This window comes from Burkholderia gladioli (assembly GCF_000959725.1).
Lineage (GTDB): Bacteria > Pseudomonadota > Gammaproteobacteria > Burkholderiales > Burkholderiaceae > Burkholderia > Burkholderia gladioli.
This window is the reverse complement of record NZ_CP009323.1, coordinates 565715-585102: the sequence shown is the minus strand read 5'-3', so window position 1 is coordinate 585102 and position 19388 is coordinate 565715. Positions and strand designations below refer to the sequence as shown.

At 69.7% G+C, this 19388-nt stretch carries 17 protein-coding genes; 8 read left to right on the top strand and 9 right to left on the bottom strand.

From position 1 onward, the window contains the following. Positions 1-135: 135 nt before the first annotated feature. On the top strand, positions 136-594 hold the full coding sequence (locus BM43_RS19585; protein WP_013698975.1) for a CopD family protein: 459 nt from the start codon (positions 136-138) through the stop codon (positions 592-594). Between the two features lie 88 nt (positions 595-682). Here BM43_RS19585 and BM43_RS19580 read toward each other — a convergent pair whose 3' ends face one another. The 7 genes from BM43_RS19580 to BM43_RS19550 form a co-directional block, all read right to left on the bottom strand. Then, complete coding sequence (locus BM43_RS19580; RefSeq protein WP_036049655.1) at positions 683-1888, bottom strand: chromate transporter; 1206 nt, start codon at positions 1886-1888, stop codon at positions 683-685. A 160-nt stretch (positions 1889-2048) separates the two neighbouring features. Next, a complete protein-coding gene (locus tag BM43_RS19575; protein WP_036049657.1) occupies positions 2049-4400 on the bottom strand; it encodes a bifunctional diguanylate cyclase/phosphodiesterase in 2352 nt (783 codons plus the stop codon). A gap of 582 nt (positions 4401-4982) precedes the next feature. Next, positions 4983-5867 carry a PhzF family phenazine biosynthesis protein gene (locus tag BM43_RS19570; protein WP_045577485.1) on the bottom strand — a complete coding sequence of 295 codons (885 nt, stop codon included), beginning with the start codon at positions 5865-5867 and terminating at the stop codon, positions 4983-4985. Continuing rightward, on the bottom strand, positions 5864-6322 hold the full coding sequence (locus tag BM43_RS19565) for a RidA family protein (protein WP_036049658.1): 459 nt from the start codon (positions 6320-6322) through the stop codon (positions 5864-5866). The genes BM43_RS19570 and BM43_RS19565 overlap by 4 nt, the downstream gene beginning before the upstream one ends. A gap of 61 nt (positions 6323-6383) precedes the next feature. Next, entirely contained in the window at positions 6384-7559 is a 1176-nt protein-coding gene (locus tag BM43_RS19560; protein WP_036036011.1) for an aminotransferase-like domain-containing protein, read from the bottom strand. 45 nt (positions 7560-7604) lie between these two features. Then, on the bottom strand, positions 7605-8516 hold the full coding sequence (locus tag BM43_RS19555; protein ID WP_036049660.1) for a DMT family transporter: 912 nt from the start codon (positions 8514-8516) through the stop codon (positions 7605-7607). 58 nt (positions 8517-8574) lie between these two features. Continuing rightward, a complete protein-coding gene (locus BM43_RS19550) occupies positions 8575-9258 on the bottom strand; it encodes a VOC family protein (RefSeq protein WP_036049661.1) in 684 nt (227 codons plus the stop codon). A gap of 415 nt (positions 9259-9673) precedes the next feature. Here BM43_RS19550 and BM43_RS19545 point away from each other — a divergent pair, with 415 nt between their 5' ends. From BM43_RS19545 to mctP, 7 genes are all read left to right on the top strand, one after another. Next, positions 9674-11167, top strand: coding sequence for an aminotransferase-like domain-containing protein (locus tag BM43_RS19545; protein ID WP_036049663.1), 1494 nt, complete (start codon positions 9674-9676; stop codon positions 11165-11167). A 262-nt stretch (positions 11168-11429) separates the two neighbouring features. Next, positions 11430-13328, top strand: a complete 1899-nt coding sequence (gene htpG, locus BM43_RS19540) for a molecular chaperone HtpG (protein ID WP_036049665.1) — start codon at positions 11430-11432, stop codon at positions 13326-13328. Next, entirely contained in the window at positions 13325-13933 is a 609-nt protein-coding gene (locus BM43_RS19535; protein ID WP_036049667.1) for a chorismate--pyruvate lyase family protein, read from the top strand. Before htpG ends, BM43_RS19535 begins: the two co-directional genes overlap by 4 nt. Continuing rightward, the gene (locus tag BM43_RS19530) at positions 13930-14442 is read left to right on the top strand and encodes a DNA-deoxyinosine glycosylase (RefSeq protein WP_036049670.1); all 513 of its coding nucleotides are present in this window, start codon (positions 13930-13932) and stop codon (positions 14440-14442) included. The genes BM43_RS19535 and BM43_RS19530 overlap by 4 nt, the downstream gene beginning before the upstream one ends. 124 nt (positions 14443-14566) lie before the next feature. Further along, the gene (locus tag BM43_RS19525) at positions 14567-15493 is read left to right on the top strand and encodes a class I SAM-dependent methyltransferase (RefSeq protein ID WP_025096541.1); all 927 of its coding nucleotides are present in this window, start codon (positions 14567-14569) and stop codon (positions 15491-15493) included. A 240-nt stretch (positions 15494-15733) separates the two neighbouring features. Continuing rightward, positions 15734-15976: a DUF3311 domain-containing protein gene (locus tag BM43_RS19520; protein WP_025096540.1), complete on the top strand. Its 243-nt coding sequence runs from the start codon at positions 15734-15736 to the stop codon at positions 15974-15976. Continuing rightward, a complete protein-coding gene (mctP, locus tag BM43_RS19515) occupies positions 15973-17523 on the top strand; it encodes a monocarboxylate uptake permease MctP (RefSeq protein ID WP_036049671.1) in 1551 nt (516 codons plus the stop codon). The genes BM43_RS19520 and mctP overlap by 4 nt, the downstream gene beginning before the upstream one ends. Positions 17524-17648: 125 nt before the next feature. On the opposite strand, the gene BM43_RS19510 is transcribed toward mctP, so the two are convergent. Then, positions 17649-18083 carry a VOC family protein gene (locus BM43_RS19510; RefSeq protein ID WP_036049673.1) on the bottom strand — a complete coding sequence of 145 codons (435 nt, stop codon included), beginning with the start codon at positions 18081-18083 and terminating at the stop codon, positions 17649-17651. Positions 18084-18269: 186 nt separating this feature from the next. Then, complete coding sequence (tal, locus tag BM43_RS19505; protein ID WP_036049675.1) at positions 18270-19223, bottom strand: transaldolase; 954 nt, start codon at positions 19221-19223, stop codon at positions 18270-18272. Positions 19224-19388 lie beyond the last annotated feature (165 nt).

Below are 19388 nucleotides of genomic sequence, written 5' to 3'. Positions count from 1 at the left end.
ATGTCGCCCGCGCATCGAACCGACGGGCCGCGTGTCGGTCGAACCGGGTCATGCCGGCGCCCGCCGCGCGCTCGAGCCTGCCTCGATCCCGGTCCGGCGGCGCGTTTCGTCCGATAACAACACCCAGGATCGCTCATGTCCCACGCCATCGCCGTCGCGCTGTTCCTCCATCTCCTCGCCATCGCGGTCTGGGTGGGCGGGATGGTGTTCGCGCATTTCTGCCTGCGCCCCGCGCTGTCCGATCTCTCGCCGCAGCTGCGGCTGCCGCTGATCGAGGCGGTGTTCGGCCGTTTCTTCAACTGGGTGGCGGGCGCGGTGATCGTCACCCTGTTGTCGGGCGGCTTCCTGCTGACCGCCTTCGGCGGCGGCCACGCGAGCTGGCCGCTGCACGCGATGGCCGGCATCGGCGTGCTGATGATGCTGATCTTCGGCCATATCCGCTTCGCGATCTTCCCGCGCATCCGCCGTGCCGTGCAGGCTCAGAACTGGCCCGACGGCGCACGCGCGGTCGGCGCGATGCGCCTGCTGGTGCTGATCAACCTGGTGCTCGGCGTGGTGACGATCGGCACGGCGGTGCTGTCGCGCGGTTTCTGAGCCAGCCATGAGCGGCGCCGTGACAGCGGCGCCGTCGTGATATCGGCGGGGGAGGGCGAGGCGGGACCGGACGCCCGGAGCGTCTCGCTCAATGCCCCGCGAACAGCAGCCACCACCCGCCGCAGGCGAGCGCCACCATCCCATACACCGCATACACCGGCACCCGGCTGCGCAGGAAGGCCGCGCAGGCCAGCACGCCGATCAGCCAGTAGCCGGGCGCGGCCGGCATGCCCATCAGGATGCGCAGCACGGCGATTGCCAGGAAGGCGGTGGTGGCCGCGCGCAGCATGCGCATGCCGTGCTCGAAGCGCGGGTTGCGGCGCAGCCGGTGCACATGCCGCTGCGCGAACACCACCAGGCAGGCCGAAGGGATGAACAGCGCGGCGGTGCCCAGCAGCGCGCCGCGCCAGCCGTCGCTCAGGTAGCCGAGGAAGGGCACCACGTTCAGGAGCGGCCCGGGCGAGACCGGCGAGAGCGCGAAGGCCAGCGTGAAATCGTGTTCGCTGATGCCCACCGCCGGCGTGACGAACAGCGCCTTGAGCACCGGCAGGGCCGAGAAGCCGCCGCCGAACAGGGTCATGCCGGCACCGGCCAGCCGTGCCCACAGCAGCCTGGCCTCGTAGGCGGGCGGCATCGGCAGGGCGAACAGGAGCACCAGCAGGGCCAGCACCACCAGCATCGCGCGCTCGGCCGGCAGCAGCACGAAACGCGGCGCGCTGCCTCGCTCGTGGCTGCCGAACCAGCCCGCGGCGAAGGCGGCGAGCAGGATCGCGACGAAGGCGGCGGGGCTGTGCGCCAGCGTCAGCAACACGGTCGAGACCGCCGCCACCACCCGCTCGGCCCGGCCCTTGGCGAGCGTACGCACCTGGCGGAACCAGGTCACGCCGATCAGCGCCGCCAGCACCATGCCGAACGCGTGCAGCAGCATCGGCGAGGCCAGCGAGCGCACCGCCGGCGTGCGATAGAAGATCGCGAAACCGGTCATCAGCACGAAGAAGGGCAGCACGCTGGCCAGTCCCGCGATCCACGCGCCGGCGCGGCCGCGCAGCACCTGGCCGACCTGGATCGCGACATTGCAGCCGACCGGGCCGGGCACCATCCAGGCCAGCGCGATCAGGTCGGCATAGGTGGTCGAGTCGATGCGCCTGACGCGCTCGACATAATGGCGCTCGAGCTGCGCCATCATCGCCAGGCCGCCCCAGGACACCGCGGACACGCCCGCGACGATCCGGAACAGCGACCATAAGGATTCCTGCTCGCCGCGCAGGGCGGCGCTATCGGTGCTTGTGTTCATCGTTATCTTGGTCTCTCAGCGACGGGCGTTGGCCAACGCGTCGTCGATTCCGCCGGGTTTTGTTGCTGCCCGAATCGGGTCGGGCGCGGCGCCGCTCGGTGGCGACGTCTCGATTGCGCTGCCGTGCGAGGCGGAATCCGCACGGCGCGCCGGCTCGTGATCAGTCGCTCCCGGGGTTGCCCGGTTCGTTCTCGAAGTTGGCGATCGCGCGCGGTGCCGTCTCGCGCGTGCCGCACACGCCGAAGCGCGCCAGCAGGGCCGGGATCCCGTCGACCGGCACCGGCCGCGAGAACAGGAAACCCTGCGCCTGGATCTGCCCGAGCGCCGACAGCCAGGCCACCTGCTCCTCGGTCTCGGTGCCCTCGACCACCACCGTCAGGCCCAGCGCGCGCGCCAGGTGGACGATCGAGGAGACCATCACGCAGACGCTGCGGTCGGCCGGGATCGCCTGCACGAAGGAGCGGTCGACCTTCAGCGTGTCGACCGCGAAGCGGTGCAGGTAGGACAGCGAGGAATAGCCGGTGCCGAAATCGTCGAGCGCGATGCGGATGCCGAGCTTCTTGAGCGCCATGATCTTGTCCGAGACCAGCTCGGGGTATTCCATCATCGCGGTTTCGGTGATCTCGATCTCCAGGCGGTTGGCCTGGATGCCGCTCTCGTCGATTGCCTGCGAGATGGTCTCGATCAGGTCACCGCGCCAGAACTGCACCGGCGAGATGTTGACGGCCAGCGTCAGCGTGTCGTGGCCCTCCTCGCGCCAGCGCGCGAGCTGGCGGCAGGCGGTGCGGATCACGTAGTCGCCGATCGGCACGATCAGGCCGGTCGATTCGGCGATGGTGATGAATTCGTTGGCGGCGATCAGGCCGTGCTCGGGATGCTCCCAGCGCACCAGCGCCTCGAAGCCGGTGATGCAGCGCTGCGCCAGGTCGATCTTGGGCTGGAAGGCGAGGAACAGTTGCCCTTCCGAGAGCGCGATGCGCAACTGCTGTTCCCAGCGCATCAGGTGGTCGGCGCGATGCGAGAGATGCGGCGCGTAGAACTGGTAGCAGTTCTTGCCGGCATCCTTGGCGCTGTACATTGCCAGGTCGGCCTTCTTGAGCAGGTCGATCTCGCTTTCGTTGGCCACCGAGTGCAGGGCGATGCCGATGCTCGCATGCAGCACGAAGGTGCTGCCGCGCACGTCGAAGGGCTTGCCGAACATGCGTATCACCGATTCGGCCAGGCGCACCGCGCGGCGCTCGGCATCGTCGCCCTTGACCACCACCACGAACTCGTCGCCGCCGATGCGCGCCAGCGTGCCCTCGGCCTCGACCGCGTCGGACAGGCGCGCGGCCGTCATCTGCAGCACGATGTCGCCGGCGTTGTGGCCCAGCGTATCGTTGACGGTCTTGAAATTATCGAGGTCGATGAACAGGATCGCGAGACGCTTCAGGCTGGACGGCTGGGCCACGTCGTTGCGCAGCCCGCGCAGCGTGGTGTAGCGGTTCGCCAGCCCGGTCAGCAGGTCGTATTCGGCGAGCTGGGTCATCTCGCGCTCGCGGCCCAGCAGCTTGCCGATCAGCCCGGTGGCCACGCCGAAGAAGGCCAGCATGGCGAGCGTGATGAAGCTCGTCATCAGCAGGTAGACGTTGCGCGTGTGGTTGTAGTCGGCCAGTTCCTCGGCCTGCGACAGCCCCACCAGCACGCCCAGCGGATAACCGTCGAGATGCCGGTACGAGACGATCCGCAGGGTGCCGTCGATCGGGTCCGCGTAGGTGCCCGAGACGCGCTCGGCGATCGGGTACACGCCGGTGGCCGAGAAGGTGCCGGCCGCGTTGCCGGCCGAGCCGGTGCGCCGCGCCAGCACCGCGCCGGTGTCGGACACCACCGCGATCACGCCTTCCTTGCCGATCGCGGCATTGTTGTAGAAGTCGCTGGTGAAGTAGCTCGGGTCTTCCGAGACCACCACCACGCCGGCGAACTTGCCGTCCGGGCCGTTCAGGCGCCGCGTCATCTGCAGCGTCCACTGGCCCGAGACGCGGCCGAGCACCGGGCGGCTGATGTAGAGCTCGTCGTCGTTGTGGCTGGCGTGGACCTGGAAGTGCTCGCGGTCGGACAGGTCGAGCGGCTTGGGATGGGTTTCGGCGGTATTGGCGAGCAACTGCCCCTGCGCGTTGACCAGCGAGACCTGGATCAGCGTGTCGCTCGGCACCACGCCCTTCTCGACGGTGCTGGCGAGATTGAAATGATCGGGAGACTTCTCGAACTCGAACTTGACGAAGCGCGTGATCTGGTCGACCTGGTGGATCGCCTTGATGGTGTGCTGCTCGAGCGCGGTGGAGAGGATCGCGGCGGAAGCCGCGGCTTCGCGGTAGGCGCTTTCCTTCTCGACCGACAGCCGCATCACGATCACCGCCCACAGCAGCGCCAGCGCGAGCACGCCGAGCAGCGGGATCGCGAACAGCGCGCGACGGCGCGTCTTGCGCGCATGAGGCAGGCGCGCTTGCGCGGCGAGGTTGCGAAGCGAATTCATTGGAGGGCAGGGGGGATGATCGACATGGATGCGTGTTCGGATCACGAGGGCAACGAGGGCGACGACGGCCCGCGGCGCGATGGCTCGGGCTCCGGCAGCGGCGCGCCGCGGACAGCGCGCCTGCCGGCGACGGGAGCGTGCGGCCCTGGCCGCTTGCGCCGTGGCGCGGGCCGTGTGCCCGGGCCATGCGTGGTGGTGTCGCTCCCGCCCTTCGCGGCTTGTGTTTGGTATCCGACTCCTTCGACGGCTCGGCCCCGCCACGCAGGCGTGACGGACGGCCGATCTCCCGGTTGAACCCGCCGCCGGCCCCGGCGCGGGCAGTATCGATGACCGTGGTCTGGCGCCGCGGCCGGCGCCCAACCGCTAGGACCACGAATCACTCGGCATGCAGCAAAAACGGCCGATAGGTCCCGATATTACTGGTTGGAAAAGGAATTAGATAGCGAGGGCAAAAACCGAGACGCGGCGTGCGACGCTTGGTGGCGACCTGACGGCGGCTCGAACGCCGAAAACGCGGCGAAAACGCCCGGAAAGCCGATGGAAAGCCTGGGCGGGCGGCGCGGGAAGGCCGCCCGGCATGGTTCACGGCAGCAGGAAGCTGCCGTCGATCACAGTGATGGCGTCGCCGCCAATCCAGATTTTCCCGGTGGCGTCGTATTCGACCGACACCCGGCCGTCGCGGCCCAGCCCGGTGCCCTGGCGGGCCGTGTAGGTGGGGCCGGAATGCAGGCCCTGGTGCGCGAGCAGCCCGGCGATCGCGGCATTGGCGCTGCCGGTGACGGGATCCTCGACGATACCCGAGGCTTCGGCGGTAATCAGGCAGCGCACCTCGAAGTCGGCCGGGCCGCCCGCCGGATGCGGCGCATAGGCCGCCACGCCGAGCGCGCCGACCGCATCGGCGAGTGTGCGCAGCGCGTCCGGATCCGGCGCCAGCGCCAGACAGTCGGCCGCGGTGGCCAGGCGCACCACCAGCCAGGGCGTGCCGTTGTCGGCGGCGCAGGGCGTGGCCTCGAACACGATCGCCCCGGAGCGCAGCGCGGCGGCCAGCGCCGCGTGCGAGGCGGCGCCCAGGGGCGCCACGCGCGCCGGCGGCGCCGCGAAGGCGCGGGGGCCGCCTTCGGCCGGCTCGCGCAGCTCGACCAGCCCGGCGCCGCATTGCTGGACCAGGCGGCCCGGCGTGCGCGGCGCCAGGCCCGCCTCGCGCACCGCGTGGGCGGTGCCGAGCGTCGGGTGGCCGGCGAAGGGCAGTTCCCGGTGGGTGGTGAAGATCCGCACGCGGTAATCGGCGCGCGGATCGGTCGGCGTGCAGACGAAGCTCGTTTCCGAGAGGTTCGTCCAGCGCGCGATCGCCTGCATCTGCGCGTCGGACAACGGATCCGCATCGAACACCACGGCCAGCGGATTGCCGCGGAACGGCACCGCCGTGAAGACGTCGACCTGCTTGAAGCGAACCCGCCGCGCCGTCATTCGACTTCGGCGATCAGTTCGATCTCGACGCAGGCGCCCAGCGGGATCTGCGCCACGCCGAAGGCCGAGCGCGCATGCTTGCCGGCGTCGCCGAACACCTCGGCGATCAGCTCCGAGGCGCCGTTGGTGACCACATGCTGCTCGGTGAACTCGAGCGTCGAGTTGACCAGGCTCATCAGCTTGACGATGCGCTTGACGCGGTTCAGGTCGCCGGTGTGGGCGTGCAGCGTCGCCAGCAGGTCGATCGCCACGCCGCGCGCGGCGGCGCGACCGTCCTCGGTGGACAGGTCCAGGCCGAGCTTGCCGGCCCACACCTTGCCGTCCTTCTTGGCGATATGGCCCGACAGGTAGACCGTATTGCCACTTTGCGCGCTCATCACGTAGGCGGCGGCCGGCGCGCCCGCGCTCGGGAGTTCGATGCCGAGTGCCTTCAGCTTGTCGTAGACGTTTGCCATCTGTCGTATGTCCTTGGTTTGGGTTGGAGGGGTGATCAGGGGCCGGAAACCGGCGCGGGCCTCACAGGCGTTCGCGCAACAGCTTGCCGAGCCGCGCGACGCCCTGCTCGATCTGCTCGGGCGGCACCGTCACGAACGACAGGCGCAGGGTGTTGGCCTGCGCGTCGTTGGCGAAGAACGGCGCACCCGGCACGAAGGCCACGTTCTGGGCGATCGCGGCCTCGAGCAGGGCCATGCTGTCGATGCTCGCGGGCAACTGCACCCAGACGAACATGCCGCCTTCGGGGCGATTCCAGCTCACGCCGGCCGGCATGTGCCGCGCCAGCGCGTCGAGCATCGCGTCGCATTGTGAGGCATACAGCGCGCGAATGCCGGGAACGTGCTCGTCGAGGAAGCCGTCGCGGATCACCTCGTGGGCGATCCGCTGGGTCAGCGAGGGGGTGTGCAGGTCGGTGGCCTGCTTGGCCTGCACCAGCTTGAAATGCAGCGATTCGGGCGCGATCAGGTAGCCGATCCGCAGCCCCGGCGCGAGCACCTTGGAGAAGCTGCCGAGATGGACGATATGGTCGGGCGCCATCGACAGCATGGTCGGCAGCGGTTCGCCGCGGTAGTTGAGCGCGCCGTAGGGATCGTCCTCGATCACCGGGAACGGGCTCGACTGCGCGAAGGCGGCCAGCGCGCGGCGGCGCTCCACCGGCAGGCGGCGCCCGGTCGGGTTCTGGAAGTTCGGCTGGGCGTAGAGCAGGCGCGCGCCGGCGGTCAGTTCGGGGGTGAGCGCCTCGGGCACCAGGCCGGACTCGTCGCTGGGCACCTGCACGTAGTTCGGTTCGTGCAGCGAGAAGGACTGCAGCGCGCCGAGGTAGGTGGGCGTTTCCACCAGCACGCGGCTGGCCGGGTCGATCAGCACCTTGCCGAGCAGGTCCAGCGCCTGCTGCGAGCCGGTGGTGATCAGCACCTGGCCGGTGCGCACGCGATGACGCTCGGCGATCCACTCGCGCAGCGGCAGGAAACCCTCGGTGGCGCTGTACTGCAGCGCGGCGGCCGGCGCGTCGCGCAGCACGCGGTCGGCGGCCTCGCGCATGCGCTCGGCCGGGAAGGTGGAGGGCGCCGGCAGGCCACCCGCGAACGAAATGACATCGGGCTGCTCGGTGACCTTCAGGATCTCGCGGATCGCGGAGCTGGTCAGCTTGCGGGCGCGTTCGGAGAGGGGCCAGTTCGGTTGGGGCAGCTCACTCATGATGTCCTCATCGGGTGGGGAAGGTATGGATTATCGCTTGCGCGCTCAGCCGGCGCGAGCGGCTTGGGGCAGGGTCCGCACGCCGGAGCGGCGGCCCAGGATCACGGTGCCGATCACGGCCGCGGCGAACAGCCAGGTGGACGGCGTCACGGACTCGCCGAACAGCAGCGCGGAGAGCCCGATGGTGAAGAAGATCTGCAGCAGCTGGACCTGGCCGACGCGGGCGATGCCGCCCATCGCCAGGCCCGCGTACCAGGCGAAGAAGCCGATCAACTGCGAGAACAGTGTCACGTAGGCGAAGGCCAGCCAGACCGCCGTCGGCACCGGCTCGGCGTGCGTGAGGTGGTGCTGCCAGGCCAGCCAGCCGACCGGCGCGGCGAGAAACGGCGCGGACACCACCAGCGCCCAGCAGATCACCTGCCAGCCGCCCATCTGCCTGGCCAGGCGCGCGCCCTCGGCGTAACCGAGCGCGCCCACGCCGACCGCGACCAGCATCAGCAGGTCGCCCATCTGCGGGCGGCCGCCGCCGTCGCGCAGCGCGAACACGATCACCAGGGCGCTGCCGGCCAGCGCGCTGAGCCAGAAGCCGCGCGAGGGCCGCTCGCGCGACAGCCAGGCCGCGTAGAGCGCCACCAGCAGCGGCTGCAGGCCGTTGACCACGGCCCCGTGCGCGGCCGGCACGGTCTGCATCGACCAGGCCGAGAACACCGGGTAGGCGACGATCACACCGGCCGAGACCACCGCCAGGCTCTTCAGTTGCGCGCGCGTCGGCCAGGCCTCGCGACGCCACCACAGCAGCAGGGCGGCCGGCACGGCGGCGGCCAGCGCGCGGCCGAGGCCGTTGAGCAGCGGGTGGAATTCGGTGACGACGACACGCGTCATGGGCAGCGTCAGGCTGAAGATCGTCACGCCGAGCAGGCCTAGCAGCATGCCGCGGGTTTCGCGCGAATCGAACATCTTGATCGAGGCTCCGGAAGGATGAGGGGAACGGGCGAATGGCGCGGGCGGCGCGCCTTCAGCGCAGCGTGCGCGCCCCCTTGGGGGTGTCGAAGCTGGCCACCAGCGCGCGCTCCGGGGCGGCCGACACGGCCACCAGCTGGCCGGCGCCGAGCCAGTCGAGGTGCGCGACGATCGCCTCGGCCTCGGGATGGGTGGCGCTCAGCGAACTCAGCGCGACGTCGTGATGCGGCAGCGTGTCGGACGGATGGCGCGGCGTGTCCCACTGGATCAGCGAGGGCGCGATGCCGTCGGCCGCCTGGCCCGAGGCGTCGGGGAAGGTGCCATCGGCGGGTACCGTCAGGCTCCAGCGCCAGTCGCCGCGGCTCATCCGCGCGACCGGGGCGATCCGCTGCGGATACTGGCGGCGCCAGATATCCAGGTGGCGCGGCGGCTCCACGCGCGCCACCCAGTGCACCAGCGCCGGGCCCTGGGCGAGGCGCTGCTGCATGGCCGGCTCGTCGAGCGCGAACAGGCGCGGGCGCGGCGCGCCGGACGGCACCGGCGCGTCGGGATCGATCGCGATCACCTCCAGGTAGGCGCCGCCCCACAGGCCGAACAGCCGGTTGTGGGTGCGCATCAGCGGATGCGCGCCGCCGCCGGCGGGCTCGGTGCCGAGCGTGTCGGCGACGTAGGCCGTGCCCTCGTCGAGGGTGCGGGCGGCGATCACCAGATGGTCGAGTTTCAGCGGTCGTGCGTTCATGGCGGTTCGAATGGTCGGATTCCTTGCTGCGTGCGCGCGGACGGCTTGCCGGGGCGGGACGCACGGATGACGTGCGGCAATGCCCGCGGACCGCAGGCGCGGGGCGTGCGGCCGGGCTCGATCGAGCCGGTGCGGGCGGGTTCGGGCAAGGCCGGCGGTGCCGGGAGGGTGGATCCGGCGGCCGCGGCGGCGGGGCGCACGGGCTTCGATGGTAGCGGGCGCCCGGGCGCGCAACCATGCGGGGCGAACGATGCCGGGTATTTGCCGGATCCGGGTCGAATCCTCTCCGAATCCGGGCGATGGCTCGTCCACTCTGCGCTGGCGACCTGAAAACTGTAATCGCGTCGACCGGAACAGTAACGGTACAATCGGCGCAATACTTTTCTGTACAGTTCCCGCCCGCCGGAGGCCGCCGATGTCCACCGTTCCGCTCGACCAGATCCCCGCGCCGCACGACACCGCCACGCTGACCCTGGTCGACCAGTTGGTGCAATGGGCGCGCCGTCGCATCGACGAGCGGGTGTTCCGGCCCGGCATGCGGATGCCCTCGATCCGCAAGCTGGCGATCGACAAGAACGTGTCGCGCTTCACCGTGGTGGAGGCCTATGAGCGGCTGGTGGCCCAGGGTTACCTCGATTCGCGGCGGGGCTCCGGCTTCTACGTGCGCGAGCGCGGCCCGGTGGCGCTGCCCGGCGAGACGCCCCGGCCGCGGCAGGACGCGCCGCCGGCCGCGGTCGACAACACCATCGACGTGGTCTGGCTGCTGCGCAACATGCTGCGCACGGTCAGCCCGGAAAAGGGGCCGGGGCTCGGCTACCTGCCGGCGCGCTGGCTCGACGGCGAGCTGATCACCAGCGCGCTGCGCTCGCTGGGCCGCCAGGCCGGCGCGCAGATGCTCGGCCTGGGCCGCGCCCAGGGTTTCCTGCCGCTGCGCCAGCAACTGCAGACGCGCCTGGCCGAGCAGGAGATCGGCGCGACGCCCGAGCAACTGGTGATGGTCTCGGGCATCACGCATGCGATCGACCTGATCGCGCGACTGTTCGTGCGGCCCGGCGATGCCGTGGTGGTGGGCGACCCGGCCTGGTTCCAGATGTTCGGCCGTTTCGCCTCGCAGGGCGCGCGCCTGGTCGGGATGCCCTACACGCCCGCCGGCCCCGATCTCGACGCGCTCGAGACCCTGGTCCAGCAGTGGCGGCCGAAGATGCTGGTGATCAATTCGGTGCTGCAGAATCCCACCGGCACCTCGCTGTCGGCCGCGCAGGCGTTCCGGATCCTGCGCCTGGCCGAGGCCTACGACTTCCTGGTGGTGGAGGACGACGTCTACGGCGATCTGTGTCCGGCCCGCTATCCGGCCACGCGCCTGGCCAGCCTCGACCAGCTCAAGCGGGTGATCCTGGTCAGCAGCTTCTCCAAGACGCTGGCGGCGAACCTGCGGGTGGGCTACATCGCCTGCTCGCACGAGATCGCCAATGCGCTGACCGACCAGAAGATGCTGGCCGGCATGACCACCCCCGAGCTCAACGAGCGGGTGCTCTACAAGGTGCTCACCGAGGGCCATTACCGGCGCCATGTGGAGCGGCTGCGCGGCCGGCTCGACGGGGTGCGCGACAAGACGGCCCGGATGCTGGAGCGGGTCGGCATGCGCCTGTTCACGATGCCCTCGGCAGGCATGTTCCTGTGGGCCGACACCGGCGCCGATTCCGACGCGCTGGCCGCCGCCGCGCACGAGGAGGGTTTCCTGCTGACGCCGGGCAGCCTGTTCTCGCCGCAGCAGTCGCCGTCCACCTGGACCCGCTTCAACGTCGCCAATTGCGGCGATCCGGCGCTCGCGCCGTTCCTCGCGCGCTACCTCGATTCGGTGCCGCGGCGCCCGGCCGAGGCCGGCCAGGGTACGCTGGACGCGGCCTAGCCGGATCAGCCGGCTGGAAGGCCGGGCCTTCGGCGGCGGAGCTCGCCCCATGGCGGGCGAGCCACTTCCGGTTCGATCGATCCAGCGCGGCGCGCGATCAATAACATCAATCGCCTCGGGGTCTTGAAATCGCCCCAGCCGGCCCCATTTCGGTGCCCGAAGACACGATCCGGCGCGGATCCGGCCCCGCCTTCGCGGCGAGTGCCGCCGGGCCCGGCGGATCTCCTCCCTCATTCATCCCCTTTGGCTACAGGAAAACGCAATGGCACATGAAACGATGAGCTTCCAGGCGGAGGTCAAGCAGCTCCTCCATCTGATGATCCATTCGCTGTACAGCAACAAGGAAATCTTCCTTCGCGAACTGGTGTCGAACGCGTCCGACGCATCCGACAAGCTCCGTTTCGAGGCACTGGAAAACGGCGCCCTCTACGAGAACGATCCGAACCTGCGGATCCGCATCGGCTACGACAAGGCCGCGCGCACCGTCACGATCGACGACAACGGCATCGGCATGAGCCGCGACGAGGCGATCGCCAACCTGGGCACCATCGCGCGCTCGGGCACCAAGGAATTCTTCTCCAAGCTGTCGGGCGACCAGCAGCGCGATGCGGCGCTGATCGGCCAGTTCGGCGTGGGTTTCTACTCGGGCTTCATCGTCGCCGACCGCATCACGGTCGAGACGCGCCGCGCCGGCGCGCCGGCCTCGGAAGGCGTGCGCTGGGAAAGCGCGGGCGAGGGCGACTTCACGGTCGACGCGATCGAGCGCGCCCAGCGCGGCACCACCATCACCCTGCACCTGCGCGAGGGCGAGGACGAGCTGCTGTCCTCCTACAAGCTCAAGTCCATCATCCGCAAGTACTCGGACCACGTTGGCCTGCCGATCCTGATGAAGGCGGAAGAGTGGGACCAGGAAAAGGGCGAGATGGTCGAGAAGGACGAGGACGAGACCGTCAACCAGGCCAGCGCGCTCTGGACCCGTTCCAAGCAGGACATCACCGAAGAGCAGTACAAGCAGTTCTACCAGCACGTCGCGCACGACCACCAGGACCCGCTGGCCTGGACCCACAACCGCGTCGAGGGCCGCAGCGAGTACACGCAACTGCTCTACGTGCCGGCGCACGCGCCCTTCGACATGTGGAACCGCGACTACCGCGGCGGCCTGAAGCTGTACGTGAAGCGCGTGTTCATCATGGACGACGCCGAGCAACTGCTGCCGCAGTACCTGCGCTTCGTGAAGGGCGTCGTCGACTCGGCCGACCTGCCGCTCAACGTCTCGCGCGAGATCCTGCAGGAAAGCCGTGACGTGCGCACCATCCGCGACGGCGTGACCAAGCGCACGCTGTCGATGCTGGAGGAACTCGCGAACGCCGAGGACGATGCCGGCAAGGACAAGTACAAGACCTTCTGGACCGAGTTCGGCCAGGTCCTGAAGGAAGGCATCGGCGAGGACAACGCCAACCGCGAGCGCGTCGCCAAGCTGCTGCGCTTCGCCTCGACGCAGGGCGAGACGGCCGAGCAGAACGTCTCGCTGGCCGACTACGTCTCGCGCATGAAGCCCGAGCAGAGCAAGATCTACTACGTCACGGCCGACACCTGGCAGGCCGCCACCCACAGCCCGCATCTCGAGGTGTTCCGCAAGAAGGGCGTCGAGGTGCTGCTGCTGACCGATCGCGTCGACGAGTGGATGCTGTCCTACCTGAACGAGTTCGACGGCAAGCCGCTGGCCAGCGTGGCGCGCGGCGACCTCGATCTCGGCGCGCTCGACGACGAGGAGAAGAAGGCGCAGGAGGAAACCGGCGAGGCGATGAAGCCGGTGGTCGAGAAGATCAAGGAAACGCTCGGCGACAAGGTCAAGGAAGTGCGCGTGACCTTCCGCCTGACCGATTCGCCCTCCTGCCTGGTGGCCGACGACAACGACATGAGCGGCTACCTGCAGCGCATGCTGAAGGCGGCCGGCCAGCAGGCGCCGGCGATGCAGCCGATCCTCGAGATCAACCCCGAGCATCCGCTGATCAAGCAGCTGCAGCCCGAAGGCGCCGATTTCGCCGACTGGTGCCACCTGCTGCTCGACCAGGCGCTGCTGGCCGAGGGCGGCGCGCTGGAAGATCCGGCCGCCTTCGTCAAGCGCACCAACGCGCTGCTGCTGTCGCGCGCCGCGTGACACGGCCGCGCTTCGACGCGGCCGACGCGCACTGGCGCGTGGTGCCGCGTCCCGGCCTGGGTGCCGCGCCCCGCGATTGGCTCACGCGCGGCGGTTCGCTGACGGCGCACCTGGCCACGCTCGGCGCGGTCAGCGTGCGCGTCACGCGCGAGGCCGTGGCGGTGCCCTGGGCCGACGAGCCGGCCGCGCTGGCGGTCGTGCCGCGCCAGGCCTGCTGGGTGCGCGAGGTGGTGCTCAGCGTCGACGGCGAACCTTGCGTCGCCGCGCACAGCCTCACGCCGCTCGGTGCGAGCCGCGGCGTGTGGCAGGCGATCCGCCGGCTGCGCACGCGGCCGCTCGCCGAGCTGCTCTACAGCGATGCGCGGGTGTCCCGCTCGGCCCTGGTGAGCCGGCGCGTGATCGCCGGCCATCCGCTGCACCTGCTGGCGGCGCGAGCCCTGCCCGCGGGCGAGCCGCTGCCGCATGCGTTCGCCGCGCGCCGCTCGGTGTTCGAGCGGCACGGCGCGCCGCTGATGGTCAGCGAGTGCATGTTGCCGGCCTTGTGGCGGCGCGTGGGCGGGGCCGGCGCGCTCGAGCTCGCGCGCGAGTCGGATTCGGCCGCATGAGCGAGGGGCCGCAGGCGCTCAAGCGCAGCTTCCCTCCGGTGGTGGACGAACACACGCGCGTGCTGATCCTCGGCAGCCTGCCCGGCGAGGTCTCGCTGGCGCAGAGCCGCTATTACGCGCATCCCCAGAACCGCTTCTGGCGCCTGCTCGGCGAGGTGCTCGGCACCGAGCTGGTCGCCCTCGACTACGCGCAGCGGCTGCAAACCCTGCAGCGGCACGGCATCGGCCTGTGGGACGTGGTGGCCGAGGCCACCCGCATCGGCAGCCTCGACAGCCGGATCCGCGACCACGCCAGCAACGATCTCGTCACCCTGGTGCAAAGCCTGCCGCGGCTCGCGGCGATCGCCTTCAACGGCGGCACGGCGGCCAGGCTCGGCACGCGCGCGCTGGGCGAGCACGGCGCCGCCTACACGCTGCTCGGGCTGCCGTCGAGCAGCCCCGCCTACGCGGCGCTGCCTTATGCGGACAAGCTGCTGCAATGGCGTGTGCTGGCCGCCTTCCTGGCCTGACACGAAGCCGCGCATCGACGCACGGCGGATTCGGTGGCTGCGTCTGGCCGCCCGCGCCGCGCCGGTGCTATGCTCTCGATCCTCCCGTTTTCACCGAGTCGCGCGGCCTGCGCGATCCATCCAGATGACCCGACTGATCAAGCGTGCGTCCGCCGAGGCGCGCGCGTTTCGCCGCGACAACGCGCGCGACGACGAAACCCTCGCCCAGCGCCCCGAGGTGCGGACCAAATCGCGCGCGAACCGCGACGACCTGAGCGACGCACCGCTGATCGAGGCGCCGCGCAAGCCGCGCTTCGCGCCGGTCACGTTCTCCGAGGAGCGCGGCGTGCGCTACCTGCATTTCGGCACCGAGTGGGTGCAGGGCGCGATGCGGCTGTCCAGGCCGTTGGCGATCGAGCTCGAATACGCGCAGCAGATGATGGCCTGGCTGCTGTTCCTCGACACGCCCGAGCGGATCGTCCAGCTGGGCCTGGGCACCGGCGCGCTGACCAAGTTCGCGCATGCCTACCTGGCGCCGGCGCGCGTCGAGGCGGTCGAGCTGAATCCGGCGGTGATCATCGCCGCGCATTCGATGTTCGCGCTGCCGCCCGACGACGAGCGCCTGACGGTGCACGAGGCCGACGCCTGGGACTTCGTCAACGACGCGGCCAACCGAGGCACCACCGGCGCCCTGCAGATCGACCTGTACGACGCCACCGCGCGCGGCCCGGTGCTCGACAGCATGGCCTTCTATCGCGCGGTGCGCGGCTGCCTGGCCGAAGCCGGCGTGGCCACCATCAACCTGTTCGGCGATCACCCGAGCTTCGTGCGCAACATGAAGCACCTCAATGCGGCCTTCGATTCGCGCGTGATCGCGCTGCCGGAAGTGCACGAGGGCAATCGCGTCGCGCTGGCCTTCTCGGGCCCGGCCCTGTCGGTGTCCTACGCGCAGCTCGAGGCGCGCGCGGCGCATCTCGAGCACACGCTGAAGCTGCCCGCGCGCCAGTGGGTGAAAGCCTTGAAAGCATCGAAAGCCGAGCTCGGCGACGCCTCGCCGGACTTCACGATCTGACGGTTTCCCGGCCGGGCTCCCGCCCGCGCCCCGCGCCGCCGGCCTCCCCGCCGGCGGCGTCGCATCCGCCTCCCGTCTCCCGCCGCGCTCCGGGTTCGCCCGCGTATCTGACGACATTTCGGACTCTTATACTCTGTAAGCCTGGGCTCGCGGCAGTGGATCCGCCCGCGTTTCCTCGCATCGTCGTACCCGTTCAAGACATCTAAATAACCGGGCATAAGAGACACAAGAGGAGACGCCATGGCTCACGAAGCCAACGCCAACCAGGCCGCCAAACGCTGGCTCTGGCTGCTGGTGCTGCCAGTCATCGCGATGGTCTGGGTGCCGTCGTACAGCAAGGTCGAGCCGCAATGGCTCGGATTCCCGTTCTTCTACTGGTATCAGCTTGCCTGGGTGTTCGGCAGCGCGGCGATCACCGGCTTCGTCTACAGCAAGACCAAGCATTGCTGGCGCGCCAATCCCGCCAAGGAGGACGCGCAATGAACCTGACCGCCACCTTCGTGTTCGTGCTGTTCTTCGTCGGCGTGACGATCCTCGGCTTCCTCGCCGCGCACTGGCGCCGCGGCGATCTCGCCCATCTCGACGAATGGGGCCTGGGCGGGCGGCGCTTCGGCACCATCGTCACCTGGTTCCTGCTCGGCGGCGACCTCTACACCGCCTACACCTTCGTGGCGGTGCCGGCCCTGGTGTTCGGCGCCGGCGCGATGGGCTTCTTCGCGCTGCCCTACACGATCCTGATCTACCCGTTCGCCTTCGTGGTGTTCCCCAAGCTCTGGAGCATCGCCAAGCGGCACGGCTACGTGACGGCGGCCGACTTCGTCGGCGCGCGCTACGGCAGCCGCATGCTGGCGCTGGCCGTGGCGGTGACCGGCATCGTCGCCACCATGCCCTACATCGCGCTGCAGCTGGTGGGCATCGAGGTGGTGATCGGCGGGCTCGGCTTCGACACGCGCGGGCTGATGGGCGACCTGCCGCTGATCATCGCCTTCGCGATCCTGGCCGCCTACACCTACACCTCGGGGCTGCGCGCGCCGGCCATGATCGCGATCGTCAAGGACATCCTGATCTACGTGACGATCGCCGCGGCCATCATCGTGATCCCCTCGCAACTGGGCGGCTTCGGCCATATCTTCGGCAGCGTGCCGCCGCCCAAGCTGCTGCTCAAGGCGCCCGACGTGGACAGCCTGAACGGCTACAGCGCCTACGCGACGCTGGCGGTGGGCTCGGCGCTGGCGCTGTTCCTCTATCCGCACTCGGTCACCGCGATCCTGTCCTCGAAGTCGGGCAACACCATCCGCCGCAACATGGCGATGCTGCCGGCCTATTCCTTCGTGCTGGGCCTGCTCGCGCTGCTCGGCTACATGGCGCTGGCCTCGGGCGTGAAGGACATGCCGGAGTTCGCGCCGTACTTCAAGGCCTATGGCGCCAACTTCGCGGTGCCGGCGCTGTTCCTGCACTTCTTCCCCTCGTGGTTCGTTGGCGTGGCCTTCGCGGCGATCGGCATCGGCGCACTGGTGCCGGCCGCGATCATGTCGATCGCGGCGGCCAACCTCTATACGCGCAACATCCATCGCGAGTTCATCAACCGCAACATGACGCATCACCAGGAGACCAACGTCGCCAAGCTGGTCTCGCTGATCGTGAAGGTGGGCGCGGTGGCCTTCATCCTCGGGCTGCCGCTGACCTACGCGATCCAGCTCCAGTTGCTGGGCGGGATCTGGATCATCCAGACCCTGCCGGCGATCGTGCTCGGGCTCTACACGCGCGTGCTCGATCATCGCGGCCTGCTGGTTGGCTGGGCCGCCGGCATCGTCTGCGGTACCTGGATGGCGATCTCGCTGAAGCTGGCGGGCTCGATCTTCACGATACATCTGTTCGGCATGGCGATTCCCGGCTACGCGGCGATCTGGTCGCTGGCGGTGAACCTGGTGGTGGCGGTGGTGGTCAGCGTGGCGGTGCGCGTGGTCGGCATGGCGCGCGCCGAGGATCGCACGCGGCCCGAGGACTATCTCGACGTGGCCGAAGGTTGAGGGCGGGGTGACGCGGCGGCGGGCCTGCCCGCCGCGCATGAAGGATCGAGGCCGGCTCCCGCCTGACGCGGCGGGGCCGGCCTCGTGCTTTTCGGGAACGCGGCTCGATCGATCAGGGCTGCTGATCAGGGGCGCGCGGCCGGATCCTCGACGTTGACCATCCAGTGCACGCCGAAGCGATCGCGCAGCATGCCGAAACCGAGCGCCCAGAAGGTCGGGCCGAAGGGCATCGCCACCGAGCCGCCGCCGGCGAGCGCCTCGAAGATGCGCCGGCCCTCGTCGAGCGTGGCCGGGTTCAGCGACAGGGAATAACCGTCGTGAGTCTGCTGCGGCGCGCCGGGCCGGCAATCGCCGTCCGAGCACATCAGTTGCGATTCGCCGATCCGCAGGCTGGCGTGCATCACCTTGTCGGCCAGCGCCGGATCGAGCGGCTGGCCGGGATTGGGAGGCGCATCCTTGTGGCGCATCAGCATCTGGACCTCGGCGCCGATCGCGTCGCGATAGAACGCGATCGCCTCGTCGCAGCGTCCGCCGAAGAACAGATAGGCTTGGACTTGCATCGTCGTCTCCTGGTGGGCTCGTCCGACCTGGTTCGGCCTGCTGACGAGCACGATGAAGGCGGGGCGCGGCGCCCCGTGACGAGAAGTGTAGTGCGTGCCGGGCGGCGCGCACATGACAACGGCCGCGCGAGGCGGCCGTCGGGGGTGTTGCCGGCCGGCGCGGGCGCGGCCCGCGCCGGGGGAGGCTTAGCGCAGCGCTTCGATCAGGCCTTCGAGCTTGATCGCGTCGGCCGCGAAGGCGCGGATGCCCTCGGCGAGCTTCTCGGTAGCCATCGCGTCGTCGTTGAGCTGGAAGCGGAAGGCGGATTCGTCGATTGCAACGCGCTCGGCCGGCGCATCCTGCGCGCTGTCCGGCGACAGCTTGCGCTCGAGCTTGTCATTGCTCTCGTGCAGCTTCTGCAGCAGCTCGGGGCTGATCGTCAGCAGGTCGCAGCCGGCCAGCTCGGTGATCTGCGCGACGGTGCGGAAGCTCGCGCCCATCACCTCGGTCTTGTAGCCGAACTTCTTGTAGTAGGCGTAGATGCGGCGCACCGACTGCACGCCCGGATCGTTCGCGCCGCCGTTCTTGACCTCGTCCCAGTTGGCGCCGGCCTGCTTCTTGTACCAGTCATAGATGCGCCCGACGAAGGGCGAGATCAGTTGCGCGCCGGCCTCGGCGCAGGCGGCCGCCTGCGCCAGCGAGAACAGCAGGGTCATGTTGCACTTGATGCCTTCCTTCTGCAGGACCTCGGCGGCGCGGATTCCTTCCCAGGTCGAGGCGAGCTTGATCAGCACGCGCTCGCGGCCGATGCCGGCGGCTTCGTAGAGGCGGATCAGTTCGCGGCCCTTGTCGATCGAGGCCTGGGCGTCGAACGACAGGCGCGCGTCGACCTCGGTCGAGACGCGGCCCGGGATGATCTTGAGGATTTCGGTGCCGAAGGCGATCAGCAGGCGATCGATGATGACGTCGGTCGATTCGCCGGCGTGGTCGCGCACGGTCTTCTCGAGCAGCGGCTTGTAGGCATCCTTCTGGACCGCCTTCAGGATCAGCGAGGGATTGGTGGTCGCATCCTGGGGCTGATACTGCGCGAGCTGCTGGAAATCACCGGTATCGGCGACGACGGTGGTGTACTGCTTCAGCTGGTCGAGTGCGGTAGTCATGAGCGAATCGATGGTGGGCGCAAGGCGCCGGGTTCGACGGAAGGCCGCGCGACTGCGGCGCGGCGGCGAAGCGGGCCGGCCGACCCGCCCGCGAGCGGGGCGGGGAACGGCGACCGGAAAGCTCTATTCTAGGCCCGATTGGCCGGCGCGTCCGCGACGAGGCGG

Excerpts from the sequence above, each read along its gene's own strand:
- BM43_RS19520 (WP_025096540.1), top strand. The coding sequence starts at position 15,734 with ATGGCTCACGAAGCCAACGCCAACCAGGCCGCCAAACGCTGGCTCTGG.
- BM43_RS19530 (WP_036049670.1), top strand. The coding sequence starts at position 13,930 with ATGAGCGAGGGGCCGCAGGCGCTCAAGCGCAGCTTCCCTCCGGTGGTG.
- htpG (WP_036049665.1), top strand. The coding sequence starts at position 11,430 with ATGGCACATGAAACGATGAGCTTCCAGGCGGAGGTCAAGCAGCTCCTC.
- BM43_RS19565 (WP_036049658.1), bottom strand. The coding sequence starts at position 6,322 with ATGGCAAACGTCTACGACAAGCTGAAGGCACTCGGCATCGAACTCCCG.
- tal (WP_036049675.1), bottom strand. The coding sequence starts at position 19,223 with ATGACTACCGCACTCGACCAGCTGAAGCAGTACACCACCGTCGTCGCC.
- BM43_RS19570 (WP_045577485.1), bottom strand. The coding sequence starts at position 5,867 with ATGACGGCGCGGCGGGTTCGCTTCAAGCAGGTCGACGTCTTCACGGCG.
- BM43_RS19560 (WP_036036011.1), bottom strand. The coding sequence starts at position 7,559 with ATGAGTGAGCTGCCCCAACCGAACTGGCCCCTCTCCGAACGCGCCCGC.
- BM43_RS19585 (WP_013698975.1), top strand. The coding sequence starts at position 136 with ATGTCCCACGCCATCGCCGTCGCGCTGTTCCTCCATCTCCTCGCCATC.
- BM43_RS19575 (WP_036049657.1), bottom strand. The coding sequence starts at position 4,400 with ATGAATTCGCTTCGCAACCTCGCCGCGCAAGCGCGCCTGCCTCATGCG.
- BM43_RS19545 (WP_036049663.1), top strand. The coding sequence starts at position 9,674 with ATGTCCACCGTTCCGCTCGACCAGATCCCCGCGCCGCACGACACCGCC.
- BM43_RS19555 (WP_036049660.1), bottom strand. The coding sequence starts at position 8,516 with ATGTTCGATTCGCGCGAAACCCGCGGCATGCTGCTAGGCCTGCTCGGC.
- BM43_RS19580 (WP_036049655.1), bottom strand. The coding sequence starts at position 1,888 with ATGAACACAAGCACCGATAGCGCCGCCCTGCGCGGCGAGCAGGAATCC.
- mctP (WP_036049671.1), top strand. The coding sequence starts at position 15,973 with ATGAACCTGACCGCCACCTTCGTGTTCGTGCTGTTCTTCGTCGGCGTG.
- BM43_RS19550 (WP_036049661.1), bottom strand. The coding sequence starts at position 9,258 with ATGAACGCACGACCGCTGAAACTCGACCATCTGGTGATCGCCGCCCGC.
- BM43_RS19510 (WP_036049673.1), bottom strand. The coding sequence starts at position 18,083 with ATGCAAGTCCAAGCCTATCTGTTCTTCGGCGGACGCTGCGACGAGGCG.
- BM43_RS19525 (WP_025096541.1), top strand. The coding sequence starts at position 14,567 with ATGACCCGACTGATCAAGCGTGCGTCCGCCGAGGCGCGCGCGTTTCGC.